We start from the raw sequence: 14,550 nt of genomic DNA, 5'->3' as shown, positions 1-14,550 counted from the left end.
ATGAAGCCATCCGCCGTTGCGCTACCCCTCGCCTGTCTGCTGGCCCTGGTCGGCCCCGCCCAGGCCGCCGTGTTCATCAACGAATTGCACTACGACGATGCCACCGCCGCCGGCGATACCGGCGAGGGCGTGGAGATCGTCGCCACCGCCGGCGAGAGCCTGAGCGGCTACAAGGTCTACCTGTACAACGGCAGCAATCCGGGTGCCGCGGTGGCGTACGCCAATACCGCGGTGCCGGCCGGCAGCCTGGTCAGCTGCGGCGGACAGGTGCGCATCGCCACCGTCGGCTATGCCAGCAACGGCGTGCAGAACGGTGCCAACGACGGCGTGGCGCTGGTCGACGGCAGCGGCCAGGTGGTGCAGTTCCTCAGCTACGAGGGCGCGATCACCGGCGGCGGCGGCCCGGCATCGGGGCTGACCAGCCAGAACCTGCCGGTCAGCGAGAGCAACAGCACCGCGGCCGGCACCTCGCTGCAGCTGCGCGGCAGCAACGGCAGCGCGGCCGCCAATTTCACCTGGGCCGGCAGCTCGGCCAGCAGCTTCGGCGCCTGCAACAGCGGCCAGAGCTTCAGCGGCGGCAGCAGCAACACCGCGCCGTCGGTGGTCTCGACCACGCCCACCCAGGGCGCCAGCAACTTCCCCGCCGCCGGCGACCTGGCGGTGACCTTCAGCGAGACGGTGAGCCTGGCCAGCGGCGCGTTCGCGCTGAGCTGCAGCCAGTCCGGCACGGTGGCGCTGAGCTACCCGAACAGCGGCAGCCAGTTCGCGATCTCCACCAACACCGCCCTGGCCGCCGGCGAAAGCTGCAGCCTGAGCATCCTCGCCGCGCGGGTCAGCGACGCCGGCGGCGCGCATCCGGCGCAGGACGGCAGCATCGCCTTCAGCGTCGCCAGCGGTGGCGGCGGCAGCACCGGCTACTACTCGCGGGTCAACACCGCCAATGCCAGCCAGTTGCGCTGTTCGCTGCACGAGACGATCAAGGGCCACACCGTCTACCCGTACAGCAGCAGCTCCGGCACCAGCACCTGGACCATCCTGGAGATCGCCGACGAGGACCCGAACAACAGCGGGCGCATCCTCGACGCCTACCGCAACCGCAGCTACGCCAAGGTCAGCGACCGCGCCGGCAGCGGCAGCGGCCTGCGCTACAACCGCGAGCACAGCTGGCCGAACTCGCTCGGCTTCGGCTCGGCCAGCGGCGACAAGGGCCTGCCCTACGCGCCGTACACCGACACGCACATGCTGTACCTGACCGACGCCACCTGGAACGCGGACCGCGGCAACAAGCCGTACGCGAACTGCGACAGCAACTGCGGCGAGCGCATCACCGAGGCCAACGCCGGTTTCGGCGGCGGCAGCGGCAGCTACCCCGGCAATTCCAACTGGGTGCGCACCCCGGACGGCAATGGCGGCAGCTTCGAGGTCTGGAACCACCGCAAGGGCGACATGGCGCGCGCGGTGATGTACATGGCGATCCGCTACGAGGGCGGCACCGACGCCGGCACCGGGCAGTCCGAGCCGGACCTGGAGCTGACCGACGACCGCAGCAAGATCGTGCAGACCTCGGCCTCGCCGGCCTACATGGGCCTGCTGTCGACGCTGATCACCTGGAGCCAGCTGGATCCGCCGGACGATGCCGAGCGCGCCCGCAACGAAGTGATCTACAGCTTCCAGGGCAACCGCAACCCGTTCATCGACCATCCGGAGTGGGCCACCTCCGGGCTGTTCACCTCGGCCAAGCCGGCGAGCTGCCAGTTGCTCAACTGACGTATCCCCTGGCGCGCGCCGATCGCGGCGCGCCAGGGTTGGCGGCGCGGCCTGGGCATCGCCCCGGTCGCTCCTGCGCGCGGCGCGTGCATCGCCGCCATCGCCTGCATTCTGCACCCCTGGGACGACAGGCACACACACGACCGGGCTCCACGGCTGCACGAGGCGTCGCGACGCTGCGTGCCGTGCCGCAACTGCGGCAATCGCGCGGCACCAGAACACGCCGGCATCGCCGCCGGCGTCATGAAATCTGCTTGCCTGGTTAGAACCGCCGCCCGCCGACGGCATCCGCACACGTCCGCCTCTGGCGGCGGTACCGGCGCAGGCACGGCGCGGCGGCCATCGCCGACTTCCGCGCACGCCATCGCAACCGGCCGCCGCCGTCCGCGGACCCGCTGCCATACGCGCCGGCAAAGCCCTGCCGGCGTCCCTATACTGTCGGCCGCATGTCTTCGCCCCCGCTCCGTTTGCTGTTCAGCACCTGCCCCGATCCGGCCAGCGCCGCGCGCATCGCGCAGGTCTTGGTCGAGGAACGGTTGGCCGCGTGCGTGAGCCGCTTGCCCGGCGTGCAGTCGACCTATCGCTGGCAGGACGCCGTGGAGCAGGCCGAGGAAGTGCTGCTGCTGATCAAGACCGCTGCCGACCGCGTCCCCGCGTTGCAGCGGCGGCTGAGCGAACTGCATCCCTACGACGTCCCCGAACTGATCGAGCTCGAGGTCGCCGGCGGCCTGCCCGCCTACCTGCAGTGGGTGCATGCCGAAACCCGTGAGGAACCGTAAGCCGATGACCTTGCTGCACCGTCTCGCCGCCCTGTGCCTGCTGGCCCTGGCCACATTCCCCGCCCTGGCGATCAACGAAAAGGACCTGCTGCCGGTCGACCAGGCCTTCGTGCTGACCGCGCAGGCACCGGAGCGCGGCCGCATCGCGCTGCACTGGAAGATCGCCGACGGCTACTACCTGTACCGGCACCGGATCGCGGTGCGGGTGGAGAGCGGCTTCAAGGCCAACCCGACCCTGCAACTGCCCGCCGGGCACAAGAAGACCGACCCCTACTTCGGCGAAGTGGAAACCTACCGCGGCCAGCTGAGCGCGGTGCAGACCGGCGCCGCCGCCAGCGGCGTGGACACGCTGCAGGTGGAAGTGCGCTACCAGGGCTGCGCCGATGCCGGGGTGTGCTATCCGCCGCAGAAGCGCCTGCTCAGCGTGGCGCTGCCGGCGGAGGAGACCGGTGCGGCCGCGGCCGCGTCCTCGCCGCTGCCCGGCAGCGGTCCGGGCAACGCCGGCCCCGCCGCCAAGCCGCTGTTCGGCGCCGGCGCCGGCGCCAGCGCCGTGCAGGGGCTGCCGCTGCCGTCGGACCAGGCGTTCGGCTTCGAGGCCATCGTCGGCGACGGCAATACCCTGCTGCTGCGCTTCACCCCGGCGCCGGGCTACTACCTGTATCGCGACCGCACCGCGCTGGCGCTGGAAGGCGCCGCCGGCATCCGCACCGGCATGCCGCAGTGGCCGCAGGGCCGCTCGCACAAGGACGAGCATTTCGGCAACGTGGTGGTGTATTTCGACCAGGCCGAGGTCACCGTGCCGCTGCAGCGCCAGCGCGCCGATGCGGCCGAGGCGACCCTGGTCGCCACCTTCCAGGGCTGCCAGAGCGAGGGCATCTGCTATCCGCCGATGACCCGGCGGGTGAAGCTGTCGCTGCCCAAGGGCAAGGTCAGCCCCGACGGCCAGGCCGAGGTGGCGCCGTTGCTGGTGACGCCGCTCAACAGCAGCCAGGCCGACGCCAGCGCCGCGGCCGCCGACACCGCGACCCCGGTGACCGCGGCCGACGCGGCGACGCCGCCCGATGCCTCCGCGCACAACGCCGCGCGCAGCACCGCGCCGCAGGCCGAGCCGCAGAACCTGCTGTGGATGCTGCTGCTGGCGCTGGGCGGCGGGCTGGTGCTGAACCTGCTGCCGTGCGTGCTGCCGATCCTGTCGCTGAAGGTGCTGGGCGTGGCGCAGAGCGGCGAGAGCCGCAGCCGCGCGCGCAGCCATGCGCTGTGGTACACGCTGGGCGTGCTGGTGTCCTTCGCCGTGGTCGGCGGCATCGCCGTCGCCGCGCGCCTGCTGTGGGGCTTCCAGTTGCAGCGCCCGGGCTTCGTCGCGGTGCTGGTGTACCTGATGTTCGTGGTCGGCCTGAGCCTGTCGGGCGTGTTCACCCTGAGCGCCAACCTCGGCGGCCTGGGCCAGTCGCTGTCCACCCGCAGCGGCCCGGTCGGCGACTTCTTCACCGGCGTGCTGGCCTGCGTGGTGTCCAGCGCCTGCATCGGCCCGTTCATGGGCCCGGCGCTGGGCTATGCGCTGACCGCGCCGCCGGCGATGGCGATGCTGGTGTTCCTGACCCTGGGCCTGGGGCTGGCGCTGCCGTTCCTGCTGATCGGCTTCGTGCCCTCGCTGGCCAGGCGCCTGCCCAAGCCCGGCGCGTGGATGGAAACGCTCAAGCAGGTGCTGGCGTTCCCGATGTACCTGACCGCGATCTGGCTGCTGTGGGTGCTGGGCAAGCAGCGCGGCGTGGATGCGGTGGCGCTGCTGCTGGTCGGCGCCACGCTGCTGGCGCTGGGCCTGTGGTGGTTCGAGCGCGCGCGCTGGCGCGGACACAAGGCGGGCATGCGCCTGGCCAGCGTGTTGCTGCTGCTAGCGCTGGTGCCGGCCTGGGGCGTGACCCGGCTGCCGGCGCCCGGCGCTACGGTGGAGCGCAACACGGTGGCCTACTCGCCGGAGATGCTGGACCGGCTGCGCACCGACAACCGCGTGGTGTTCGTCAACATGACCGCCGACTGGTGCGTGACCTGCAAGGCCAACGAGCGCAACGTGTTCAGCGGCGACGCCTTCCGCGACACGCTCAAGCGCGTCGACGCGGTGTACATGAAAGGCGACTGGACCAACGAGGACCAGCGCATCAGCGCCTTCCTCGCCGAGCACAAGGCGGTCGGCGTGCCGCTGTACGTGGTCTACGGCCCGGGCGCGCCGCCGACCGTGCTGCCGCCGGTGCTGAGCCAGGCGGTGGTCGAGGACGCCCTGCTGCGCGCGGCGCGATGAAGGCCACGCCGCCGCGGCTGCTTGCGGTCGCCGCGGTGGCGGCGGTGCTGGGCGTGGCCGCCGCGCAGCTGTGGTGGCGCGTGCCGACGGCCCAGGCGCCGGCCACCGGCACGGCGACCACCGGTCCCGCCGCACCCGCAGGCGTGGCCGCGGCCCGCCCCGGCGACATGGCGCCGGCGCTGCGCCTGCCCACGCTCGACGGCGGCAGCCTGACCCTGGAACGGTTCCGCGGTCGCCCGCTGCTGGTCAACGTCTGGGCCAGCTGGTGCGAGCCGTGCGTGCGCGAGATGCCCGAGCTCGACCGCCTGGCGCAGGCGCAGCCGGCCGACGGCCTGCAGGTGCTCGGTATCGCCCTGGACCGCCCCGAGGACGTGCGCGCCTTCCTGCAACGGGTGCCGATCGCCTACCCGATCGCGCTGGAAACGCCCGGCCCCGCCGATGCCAGCGTGCGCCTGGGCGATACCCAGGGCCTGCTGCCCTACAGCGTGCTGATCGGCGCCGACGGCCGCATCGTGCGGCAGAAACTGGGGCCGTTCGCGCCGGGCGAAGCGAAGCGCTGGGCGCGACTGCCGTAGGCGCGATCTTCCGGAACGATGCTGCGTCCTGCGCATGTGCCGTCGCGCGTGTGCTTGCGCAGACGGCGCGGCATCCGACACCGACTGCTGAATCTTCGCGGCGGCGTGGTCAACGCGGCCGCTCCAAGCCCATCCTGCTCGCGAAGCCAGGCTTGCTCGCCACACCGGGCGCGCGGCGCACCGCGCTGGCTTGGCGGTCGCCGAACGGCTGACCGAGCCGGAGCGGGATCCCTCGCTGCGGCGCATGGCAAGCAATGGGCAAGCAACAAGCCTCTCGCCCGAGAGGGGCTGGGGTGAGGGTCGGGGGCGAAATCCGCGACCAAGGGCTGGAAGTCACGATGCCGCCCAGCACGTTGTGTGCGTTCAAGCACGGCCTACCATCGAATCGAACAAAGCGGCCGCCCGCGCCACCCGCGGCCGCAGCGGTTCAACCTGGCCAAGACGGCTGCTCACACTGGGGATGGGAATGCCGAAACAGGATCGTCGTTGGCTGATGCCGGTCGCGCTGGGACTTGCCCTCGCGGCGACCGCACTGCACCTGGGCTGGGAATACACGCACGGCGGGGTCAAGAGCCACCACTTGCTCGACCGCGCCGACCTGCCCGCGATCTCGAACTGGTGGGGCTTGATCGTGCTTCCGCTGCTGGGCGCCCTGGCCGGACGGTCGGTCGGCCGCAGGGCGCACGCCAGCCCTTCGGCACTGCCGCGCGCGCTGGCCGCCTTCGTCGCGGCGCTCGCCGCGGGCGCGGCGCTGTCGGCGGCCTTCGTCGCCGGCAACGAGCCAGCGGCGTCGGCGCTGTTTCTGGCGATAGTGGCCTCGGGCCTCGTGGTGCCCGCCTACCGCGCGGAGTACGGCTTCGGTTTCGTGCTCGGCATGACGTTCGTGTTCGGCTCGGTGCTTCCAGGCATCATCGCCCTGGTGGTGGCGGGGATCTCCGCTGCGGCCCATCGCATCGCATGGCCGGCGGCCATGTGGCTCGCCAGACGGGCGCGGGGACGCGAATCGGGCGCCGGCGGATGAGGGCGAGCCGGGCGCCAGGCGCGTTTCGCGCCGCGGCAGCGCCCGCCATAACGAAACATCCGTTTTAAAAACAACCGCAACTTCGCCGACGCCAGCGCGCGCCTGGGCGATACCCAGGGCCTGCTGCCGTACAGCGCGCCGATCGACACCCACGGCCGCACGGTCAAGCAGAAACTCGGCCCGTTCGCGCCGGGCGAAGTGCAGCACTGGGCGCGATGGCGGACTTCTTGGTTGAACGACCATCGCCACGACCGGCGCGATCACGCTTGATCCGGCCTGGTCGCGGTCGGGGCTGAAGTCTCTTCTGCAGCGCACCCGGTCCGCTGGCCGCAATCCACCTGTAGGAGCGGCTTCAGCCGCGACAGGCACTACCAGTAAACCCGGTCGCGGCTGAAGCCGCTCCTACAGGGAATCGTCGCCTGGATCGGGATTGGGCTAGAGCGCCTGCCGCTGCGCCTCGCCGCCGACGCCGACGCCGCCACCTGTAACCCGCGCCTGCCCCAGCGCCGCCAGCTCCGCGGCCAGGCGCTGCGCGCCGGCGCGCAGTTCCGGCACCGCGGTGATCTCCCACAGCACGCCGCGCAGCAGCGGCCCCAGGCAGTACAGGCCGGGGACCGGATGGCCGCTGCCGTCGCGCACCTGCAGGCGCGCGTCGACGACCAGCCCCAGGCCCAGCGGATCGGCCTGCAGCAGGCCGGCATCGCGCATCGACGCGACCAGCGGATGGCTGGTGCGGGCGACGTCGGTGTCCAGCCCGGTGGCGCGGATCAGCACGTCGAAGTCTTCGGTACGCGCGCTGCTGCTGGCACGATCGCGGATCACCGCCTCCACCGCGTGTTCGCCCAGCCGCGCGCGCAACAGGCGCCCGGCGCGGATGCGCAACTGGCCCTGCTGCTGCAACTGCGCCAGCGCGCTGGCCGCGGTGGGCGCCAGCCGATGCCGCGCCGCTTCCCAGTACGGGCGCAGGTGGCGCAGGAAGCGCGCGCGCGCCGCCGGCGCCAGGCCCTGCCAGAACGGTTGCAGGTGCGGGCGCAGCGCATCCACCACGCTGCGCCAGTCTTCCACCACCGTGGTCAGCTGGCGCAGGCTGCGCACCAGGCCGGCCAGATCGTGGTGGCGCAGCGCCTGCGCCACGCTCGGCGGCAGCGTCACCGGCGCGCCCGGCACCGCCAGGTGCGCCTGCGGCGCCAGGCCGCGCCGCGACAGCGCGGTGATCGGGCCGCGATGGCCACGGCGGCGCAGGGTCAGCGCGACATCGGCCATGGTCAGGCCGGTGCCGACCAGCAACAGCCGCGCCTGCGGCGACACCTCGTCCAGCACCCCGTCCTGCCACGGCCAGCCGATATAGCGCCGGTGCACCGCCAGGCGCGGGCCGATGCCCGGCAGCGCCGCCGGCGGCAGTGCGCCGATCGCCAGCACCACCACGTCGCTGACCACGTCCTCGCCGTTGGCCAGGAAGATGCGGAAGCCGTCCGGATCGCGCTCCACCGCCACCGCCTCCTCGGTCACCCGCGCCACCTCGACGGCCGACGCGGCCAGCGCCGCGTCCAGGTGCTGCTCCAGGTAGCGGCCGTAGCGCAGCCGCGGCAGGAATTCCAGGCGCTGCGCGGCATCGAGCTGCAAGGCGTCGGCGAACCCGCCCGGATCCTGCGGGTCCACGCCCAGGTCCTTGGCGCGCACGTTCAATAGATGTTCCGGGCGTGCCGCGCCGTAGGCGATGCCGCGGCCGAAGGTGTCGGCCACGCCGACCAGGGTGATGCGGCTGGCCGCTCCCTGGCGGGCCAGCTCTGCGGCCAGCACGTTGCCGCAGAATCCTGCGCCGATGATCGCAATTCGCATGGCTCGCACTCTTGGCCGGTCGGGGCGTCCTTTGTGCCCGGGATGCCGGCCGTAGGTGTAAATCGCCGGTTAATGCGCGCGTTGCGGCGCATGCCGATCGGGCATCAGCACATGCGCCTGCTACATGAGCCGCGTCCGGCAGGCCTTGGCGACGGCGTCCACGCGCTCGGCGCGTGGCCGTGGAAATGCCCGATTGCCCGTACGAAGCGATCGTTTCCCGCGTTGCCCACGACACGCCAAGGACGCACACGCAGGCGCGACGTCGACCTACTGAAGCCCTTCTTCGCCCAGCGCCTGCTGCACCGAAGGCCGCGCATGCACGCGCCGGTACCACGCTTCCAGATGCTGCAAGCCGTCGAAGTGGATGTCGGCCTTGTAGTGCGACGTCAGCCAGGACGCCTGCCCCCAGCCGGCCAGCGCGTACAGATAGGCGTCGGCGACAGTGAAGGCGTCTCCCATCAGGAACCGGCGATCGGCCAGCTGCGCGTCGATCCAGGCGAAGCGCTGCTCCAGCTTCGGCCGCGCGGTGTCCACGTACTGGCCGGCGAGCCGCGCATACAGCAGGGGAATGAAGCCCTTGTGGATCTCGGTGCTCAGGAAGTTCAGCCACTCCTGGAGGCGATAGCGCTCCATGCTGCCATCGCGCGGCACCAGGCCCAGTTCCGGCTTGCGGTCGCCCAGGTACTGGACGATGGCGGGGCCTTCACGCAGCACGCTGCCGTCGTCGAGTTCGAGCGCCGGCACGTAGCCCAGTGCATTGACCCGATGGAAATCCGCTCCGTCCTCGGCCAGGTGCGTCCTGTGGTCGACCTTCACCAGGGTCGCGGCGAGGCCGAGCTCGTGCAGCACGATATGCGCCGCGAGCGAGCAGGCGGCCGGGATGTAGTACAGCTTCATTGCGATCTCCAGAAACAGGCGGGACTGCCGGTCTCGGCGGAGCGGCCGCTGCATTCTAGGAACCGGGTATAAAAAAGGAAGAAGGCACTATAGTGTTGTATAGGTACATAATTTATACCTGGCGCCGAGTCCCGAGGAGCCCGCGATGAAAGACAACGTTTCCGGCTGCTCCGTGGAAGAGGCCATGCGCCTGCTGGGCGGACGATGGCGGCTGTTGCTGGTGTCGTACCTGCTGGACGGGCCCAAGCGGTTCAACGTCCTGCGGCGCGACATTCCGGCGATCTCGCAACGGATGCTGACCCTGGACCTGAGAGCCCTGGAAGAAGCGGGCCTGGTCCAGCGCACCGTGTATCCGACCGTGCCGGTCAAGGTCGAGTACGCGCTGACCGAGGACGGTCGCCGCCTGGAGCCCGTGGTGGCGGTGATGAAGGAATTCGGGCTGTGGCTCAAGGCGCGGGCTGCCGGCTGAGCGGCGCGGCGCGGGGCTGGCGGCTGGTGCGGGATCGGGCGCCAGCGCTGGTGGCGGAAATGCGCGGTGCCACGCAGCATCGCGCTTCACCTTCCCGCGACCTGGAGCGGCACATCGTCCTCCATCCCCCGCCGGTTCGGCCGCTGCGCTGGGACAGGATGGCGCGGGCGGCAGGGATGATCCATCGCTTGCGCCCCAAGCCGTCGCAGAACCAAACATCCGTTTAAAACATGCGCAACTTCGCCGAACTGGACAGTAATGCCGGCTTCGCGCAGACTGCCGCCCTTTCCGCTGCTTTGTCTTCCATGGCGCGACTGCTGCTGCTGCACGGCCCCAACCTCAACCTGCTCGGCACCCGCGAGCCGGGGGTCTATGGGCACGCGACACTGGCGCAGATCGATGCGGCGCTGCTCGCGCAGGCCACGGCCGCCGGGCACCAGCTCGACAGCCTGCAGTCCAACGCCGAGCACGTGCTGGTGGAGCGGGTGCAGGCCGCGCGCGGCGACGGCACCGCCTTCATCCTGATCAACCCGGCCGCGTTCACCCACACCTCGGTGGCGCTGCGCGACGCGCTGGCGGCGGTGGCGCTCCCGTTCATCGAGATCCACCTGTCCAACCCGCACAGCCGCGAGCCGTTCCGCCACCACAGCTATTTCAGCGACCACGCGGTCGGCGTGATCTGCGGCTTCGGCGCCGACAGCTACCGCTATGCGATGGACGCGGCGCTGGCCCGGCTGGGGACCAGCGCATGAGCTGCACCCCGCCTGCAGCGCGCGGCGCCCCTTCTTTTCGAGTTCGCCGGGCCGCGTGCCCGGTCTTTCCCCGATTCACCTCAAGAGGCCGTTATGGATCTCCGTAAAATCAAGAAGCTGATCGACCTGCTGGAAGAATCCAATCTCGCCGAGATCGAGATCAAGGAAGGCGAGGAAAGCGTGCGCCTGGCGCGCACGCCCACGGGCATGATGGCCAGCGCCCCGCAGTACGCCGCGCCGGCCCCCGCCGCGCCGCCGGCGGCCGCGCCGATGCCGATGAGCTCGCCCACCGAGGCCTCCACCGGCGGCACCGCCAAGCCCGGCAACGCCCTGCCCGAGGGCCACGTGCTGCGCGCGCCGATGGTCGGCACCTTCTACACCTCGCCGTCGCCGGATAAGCCCGCGTTCGTCAGCGTCGGCCAGGCGGTCAAGGCCGGCGAGACCCTGGCGATCATCGAGGCGATGAAGATGTTCAACCCGATCGAAGCCGACGTCTCCGGCACCATCGTCGCGATCCTCAGCGAGAGCGGCGTGCCGGTGGAGTTCGATCAGCCGTTGTTCGTGATTGGCTGAGCCGCCGGGACCGGGGACCAGGGACCGGGGACCGGGAAAGGCAAAAGCCAAAAAAGCGCGCCGCGCTTGGCTCCTGCTCTTTCCGGTCCCTGGTCCCCGGTCCCCGGTCCCGAAGAGACAACCCCGCGTTCGGAATCCCATCTAATGCTAGATAAAGTCGTCATCGCCAATCGCGGCGAAATCGCGCTGCGCATCCTGCGCGCGTGCCATACGCTCGGCATCCGCACGGTCGCGGTGCACTCCACCGTCGACCGCAACCTCAAGCACGTGGCGATGGCCGACGAGTCGGTGTGCATCGGCCCGGCGTCCTCGGCCGAGAGCTACCTCAACATCCCGGCGCTGATCGCCGCGGCCGAGGTCACCGACGCGCAGGCCATCCATCCCGGCTACGGCTTCCTGTCGGAAAACGCCGACTTCGCCGAGCGCGTGGAGCAGTCCGGCTTCATCTTCATCGGGCCCAAGGCCGACACCATCCGCCTGATGGGCGACAAGGTTGAGGCGATCCGCGCGATGAAGGCCGCCGGCGTGCCGTGCGTGCCCGGCTCGGGCGGCCCACTGGGCGACGACATCGTCGCCAACACCAAGGTCGCGCGCGAGATCGGCTACCCGGTGATCATCAAGGCGGCCGGCGGCGGCGGCGGCCGCGGCATGCGCGTGGTGCATTCGGAGGCGGCGCTGAAGGCGGCGATCGAGACCACCAAGTCCGAGGCCAAGGCCGCTTTCAGCAACGACCAGGTGTACATGGAGAAGTTCCTGGAGAATCCGCGCCACGTGGAGATCCAGGTGCTGGCCGACGGCCAGGGCAACGCCATCCACCTGGGCGAGCGCGACTGCTCGATGCAGCGCCGCCACCAGAAGGTGGTGGAGGAAGCGCCGGCGCCGGGCATCAGCGAAGCGCTGCGCAACGAGATCGGCAAGGTCTGCGTGGACGCCTGCGTGCGCATCGGCTATCGCGGCGCCGGCACCTTCGAGTTCCTGTTCGAGAACGGCAGCTTCTACTTCATCGAAATGAACACGCGCATCCAGGTCGAGCACCCGGTCACCGAGCGCATCACCGGCATCGACCTGGTCTGCGAGCAGTTGCGCATCGCCGCCGGGCAGAAGCTGAGCATCAAGCAGAGCGACATCGTGCTGCGCGGCCATGCGATCGAGTGCCGCATCAATGCCGAGGACCCGGAGACGTTCATGCCCAACCCGGGCCTGATCACCGGCTTCCACCCGCCCGGCGGCCCCGGCGTGCGCGTGGACACGCACATCTACAGCGGCTACAAGGTGCCGCCGAACTACGACTCGATGATCGGCAAGCTGATCGTGCACGGCCCCGACCGTGACACCGCGATCGCGCGCATGCGCGTGGCGCTGAGCGAGATGGTGGTGGACGGGATCAAGACCAACATCCCGCTGCAGCAGCGGATCATGCGCGACAAGGGCTTCCAGGCCGGCGGGCAGAACATCCACTACCTGGAAAAGCGGCTGGCAGAGCGCAAGAACAAGTCGATCGCGTTGGTTTGAGAGCCGGGATTTGGGATTTGGGATTTCGGATTCGGGATTCGCAAATGCGGACCCGGGTCCTGATCCATTCCTGGTGATGGCAGGCGACCGGTTCTAGTCGCTGCCAGGACGCGCCTTGGGCAAGCCTTCGCCGGATGCGCGTTGCGCGGCAGATTGGCGATCGCATCCGGCTACTTCGGATTGCTCGCAGATGGCGTTGCAAAACACTGCCATCGGCATCGCCGCCGCGTTTTGCGTCAGCGCTTGGCGTATTGGCTAGGCGCTTCGCCCACGTGGCGGCTGAAGGCGACGCTGAAGCTGCTGGTCGAGCCATAGCCGACGCGTTGCGCCACCTCGGACACGTTCGATCCGCGTCGCAGCAGGTCCTTGGCCACCTGCATGCGCCAGGCCAGCACGTACTCCATCGGCGGCACGCCGACGGTGCGGGTGAACCGCTCGAAGAACGTCGAGCGCGACAGCGCCGCCGCGCGCGCCAGCTCGCCCACCGTCCAGGCGTGGTCGATGCGGGCGTGGATCCGCGTGAGCGCCAGCGCCAGCCGTTCGTCGCCCAGGCCGCGCAGCAGGCCCGGCGGCGCACTGCCGGCCGTCGTCCAGCGCATGGCCTCGACCAGCAGCATCTCGACCAGCCGCGACAGCATGTAGTCGTTGCCCGGCTTCCGGTCCTGGTATTCCTCACCCACCATCTGCACCAGCTGCATCAGGCGGCCCGCGCCCCGCACATGGACCACCGCCGGCAGCAGCGAGACCAGCAGCCCGGCATGGGCGCCGTCGAACTCGAACGCGCCGCCCAACGAGCGCATGTCCGGCGCGCCGTCCGGATCGCCATGGCGCCGTTCGCCCTGCCCGCCGGGAACGATCTTCGGATCGATGAACACCGGCGGCGCCGGCACCAGGCTGGAGAGCGTGAACGCCGGCGTGGTCGGCAGCAGCACGAAATCGCCGGCGCCGATCGTGACCGGCGCATGCCCGTCCACCGCCAGCACGGCGCTGCCTTCCAGGACGATGCAGAACCCCGGCTGCCCGTACTCGGCATAGCGCACCGCCCAGTTGCCCTTGCCGCTGATGAGGTTGGCGAACACCGCGCGGGGGTGGAGCAGACGGACGAGCTCGGAAAGCGGATCGTGCATTTCGGACTTTCGCTAAAACAAAACGGATTCCGCATTATCGATCATCCGAGGCGGCAGGCCTATCGTTTCTTCCCGAGTCCACTCACTCCTGGAGAACGAAATGAAGACCGTCCTGATCACTGGCTGCTCCTCCGGCTACGGCCTGGAAACCGCGCGCCACTTCCTGGCCCAAGGCTGGAACGTCGTGGCCACCATGCGCCAGCCGCAACCGGCGCTGCTGCCGGCCGCGCCCGAGCTGCGCATGCTGGCGCTGGACGTGACCCAGCCCGACAGCATCGCGCGGGCGCTGCAGGCGGCCGGCCCCATCGACGCGCTCGTCAACAATGCCGGCATCGGGCTGTTCGGCGCGTTCGAGGCCACGCCGATGGCGACCGTGCGCGAGGTGTTCGAGACCAATACCTTCGGCGTCATGGCGATGTGCCAGGCCGCGATTCCCCGGTTCCGCGAGCGCGGCGCGGGCGTCATCGTCAACGTGACCTCCAGCGCCACGCTCGCGCCGTTCCCGCTGGTGGCCGCGTACACCGCGAGCAAGACCGCGGTGCAGGGCTTCACCGCGTCGCTGCGCCACGAACTGCAGGCGTTCGGCGTGCGGGTCAAGCTGGTGGAGCCCGGCTACGGCCCGTCCACCCAGTTCACCGCCAACGGGCAGCAGCGCATGCAGGGCCTGATCCCGGACGCCTACGCGCCGTTTGCCCACGAAGTGTTCTCGCGCCTGGGCCAACCGGCGGCGGTGACCACGGCGAGCGATGTCGCCCAGGCGATCTGGCACGCGGCCAACGACGCTTCCGAGCGACTGCATTTCCCGGCCGGCGCCGATGCCGTGGCGCTGTCCGAACAGCGCTAGCTGTACCGCGCGGCGCCGCGAGCGTTGGCACGTCAGGCAGCACTAACAGATCGGAACCGGAGACCCGCCTTTGCGAATCCCCAATCCCGAATCCCGAAT

Annotated in this window: 13 protein-coding genes; 10 read left to right on the top strand and 3 right to left on the bottom strand. The window is 70.4% G+C overall.

What is annotated here, in order from left to right; genetic code table 11:
• The 5 genes from VDQ83_RS07695 to VDQ83_RS07675 all read left to right on the top strand — a co-directional run bounded on the left by VDQ83_RS07695 (position 1) and on the right by VDQ83_RS07675 (position 6,438).
• Positions 1-1,767: an endonuclease gene (locus tag VDQ83_RS07695; protein ID WP_455434450.1), complete on the top strand. Its 1,767-nt coding sequence runs from the start codon at positions 1-3 to the stop codon at positions 1,765-1,767.
• Positions 1,768-2,213: 446 nt separating this feature from the next.
• Positions 2,214-2,546, top strand: a complete 333-nt coding sequence (gene cutA, locus VDQ83_RS07690; RefSeq protein ID WP_263396957.1) for a divalent-cation tolerance protein CutA — start codon at positions 2,214-2,216, stop codon at positions 2,544-2,546.
• Positions 2,547-2,550: 4 nt separating this feature from the next.
• Positions 2,551-4,842 carry a protein-disulfide reductase DsbD family protein gene (locus VDQ83_RS07685; RefSeq protein WP_455434449.1) on the top strand — a complete coding sequence of 764 codons (2,292 nt, stop codon included), beginning with the start codon at positions 2,551-2,553 and terminating at the stop codon, positions 4,840-4,842.
• The gene (locus tag VDQ83_RS07680; RefSeq protein ID WP_455434448.1) at positions 4,839-5,417 is read left to right on the top strand and encodes a TlpA disulfide reductase family protein; all 579 of its coding nucleotides are present in this window, start codon (positions 4,839-4,841) and stop codon (positions 5,415-5,417) included. Before VDQ83_RS07685 ends, VDQ83_RS07680 begins: the two co-directional genes overlap by 4 nt.
• 493 nt (positions 5,418-5,910) lie before the next feature.
• A complete protein-coding gene (locus VDQ83_RS07675) occupies positions 5,911-6,438 on the top strand; it encodes a hypothetical protein (RefSeq protein WP_455434447.1) in 528 nt (175 codons plus the stop codon).
• Positions 6,439-6,873: 435 nt separating this feature from the next.
• On the opposite strand, the gene VDQ83_RS07670 is transcribed toward VDQ83_RS07675, so the two are convergent.
• Positions 6,874-8,277, bottom strand: a complete 1,404-nt coding sequence (locus VDQ83_RS07670; RefSeq protein ID WP_455434446.1) for an FAD/NAD(P)-binding protein — start codon at positions 8,275-8,277, stop codon at positions 6,874-6,876.
• Positions 8,278-8,544: 267 nt separating this feature from the next.
• Entirely contained in the window at positions 8,545-9,174 is a 630-nt protein-coding gene (gstA, locus tag VDQ83_RS07665; RefSeq protein ID WP_455434445.1) for a glutathione transferase GstA, read from the bottom strand.
• 145 nt (positions 9,175-9,319) lie between these two features.
• Here gstA and VDQ83_RS07660 point away from each other — a divergent pair, with 145 nt between their 5' ends.
• From VDQ83_RS07660 to accC, 4 genes are all read left to right on the top strand, one after another.
• Positions 9,320-9,643 (top strand): winged helix-turn-helix transcriptional regulator, encoded by a 324-nt coding sequence (locus tag VDQ83_RS07660; protein WP_309918618.1) that lies wholly within the window; start codon positions 9,320-9,322, stop codon positions 9,641-9,643.
• A gap of 305 nt (positions 9,644-9,948) precedes the next feature.
• Complete coding sequence (aroQ, locus tag VDQ83_RS07655) at positions 9,949-10,395, top strand: type II 3-dehydroquinate dehydratase (RefSeq protein WP_455434549.1); 447 nt, start codon at positions 9,949-9,951, stop codon at positions 10,393-10,395.
• Positions 10,396-10,488: 93 nt separating this feature from the next.
• On the top strand, positions 10,489-10,968 hold the full coding sequence (gene accB / locus VDQ83_RS07650) for an acetyl-CoA carboxylase biotin carboxyl carrier protein (protein ID WP_263396949.1): 480 nt from the start codon (positions 10,489-10,491) through the stop codon (positions 10,966-10,968).
• A 144-nt stretch (positions 10,969-11,112) separates the two neighbouring features.
• A complete protein-coding gene (accC, locus tag VDQ83_RS07645) occupies positions 11,113-12,480 on the top strand; it encodes an acetyl-CoA carboxylase biotin carboxylase subunit (RefSeq protein WP_263396948.1) in 1,368 nt (455 codons plus the stop codon).
• A gap of 236 nt (positions 12,481-12,716) precedes the next feature.
• Here the strand turns inward: accC and VDQ83_RS07640 are convergent, their stop codons facing one another.
• Positions 12,717-13,607, bottom strand: coding sequence for an AraC family transcriptional regulator (locus VDQ83_RS07640; protein ID WP_455434444.1), 891 nt, complete (start codon positions 13,605-13,607; stop codon positions 12,717-12,719).
• A 100-nt stretch (positions 13,608-13,707) separates the two neighbouring features.
• Here VDQ83_RS07640 and VDQ83_RS07635 point away from each other — a divergent pair, with 100 nt between their 5' ends.
• The gene (locus tag VDQ83_RS07635; RefSeq protein WP_455434443.1) at positions 13,708-14,451 is read left to right on the top strand and encodes an SDR family oxidoreductase; all 744 of its coding nucleotides are present in this window, start codon (positions 13,708-13,710) and stop codon (positions 14,449-14,451) included.
• The last annotated feature ends 99 nt before the right edge of the window (positions 14,452-14,550 follow it).

It is taken from the genome of Xanthomonas sp. WHRI 7945 (genome assembly GCF_035026585.1).
This window is presented reverse-complemented; position numbering and strand designations above follow the sequence as displayed.

Excerpts from the sequence above, each read along its gene's own strand:
- VDQ83_RS07695 (WP_455434450.1), top strand. The coding sequence starts at position 1 with ATGAAGCCATCCGCCGTTGCGCTACCCCTCGCCTGTCTGCTGGCCCTG.
- cutA (WP_263396957.1), top strand. The coding sequence starts at position 2,214 with ATGTCTTCGCCCCCGCTCCGTTTGCTGTTCAGCACCTGCCCCGATCCG.
- VDQ83_RS07685 (WP_455434449.1), top strand. The coding sequence starts at position 2,551 with ATGACCTTGCTGCACCGTCTCGCCGCCCTGTGCCTGCTGGCCCTGGCC.
- VDQ83_RS07680 (WP_455434448.1), top strand. The coding sequence starts at position 4,839 with ATGAAGGCCACGCCGCCGCGGCTGCTTGCGGTCGCCGCGGTGGCGGCG.
- VDQ83_RS07675 (WP_455434447.1), top strand. The coding sequence starts at position 5,911 with ATGCCGGTCGCGCTGGGACTTGCCCTCGCGGCGACCGCACTGCACCTG.
- VDQ83_RS07670 (WP_455434446.1), bottom strand. The coding sequence starts at position 8,277 with ATGCGAATTGCGATCATCGGCGCAGGATTCTGCGGCAACGTGCTGGCC.
- gstA (WP_455434445.1), bottom strand. The coding sequence starts at position 9,174 with ATGAAGCTGTACTACATCCCGGCCGCCTGCTCGCTCGCGGCGCATATC.
- VDQ83_RS07660 (WP_309918618.1), top strand. The coding sequence starts at position 9,320 with ATGAAAGACAACGTTTCCGGCTGCTCCGTGGAAGAGGCCATGCGCCTG.
- aroQ (WP_455434549.1), top strand. The coding sequence starts at position 9,949 with ATGGCGCGACTGCTGCTGCTGCACGGCCCCAACCTCAACCTGCTCGGC.
- accB (WP_263396949.1), top strand. The coding sequence starts at position 10,489 with ATGGATCTCCGTAAAATCAAGAAGCTGATCGACCTGCTGGAAGAATCC.
- accC (WP_263396948.1), top strand. The coding sequence starts at position 11,113 with ATGCTAGATAAAGTCGTCATCGCCAATCGCGGCGAAATCGCGCTGCGC.
- VDQ83_RS07640 (WP_455434444.1), bottom strand. The coding sequence starts at position 13,607 with ATGCACGATCCGCTTTCCGAGCTCGTCCGTCTGCTCCACCCCCGCGCG.
- VDQ83_RS07635 (WP_455434443.1), top strand. The coding sequence starts at position 13,708 with ATGAAGACCGTCCTGATCACTGGCTGCTCCTCCGGCTACGGCCTGGAA.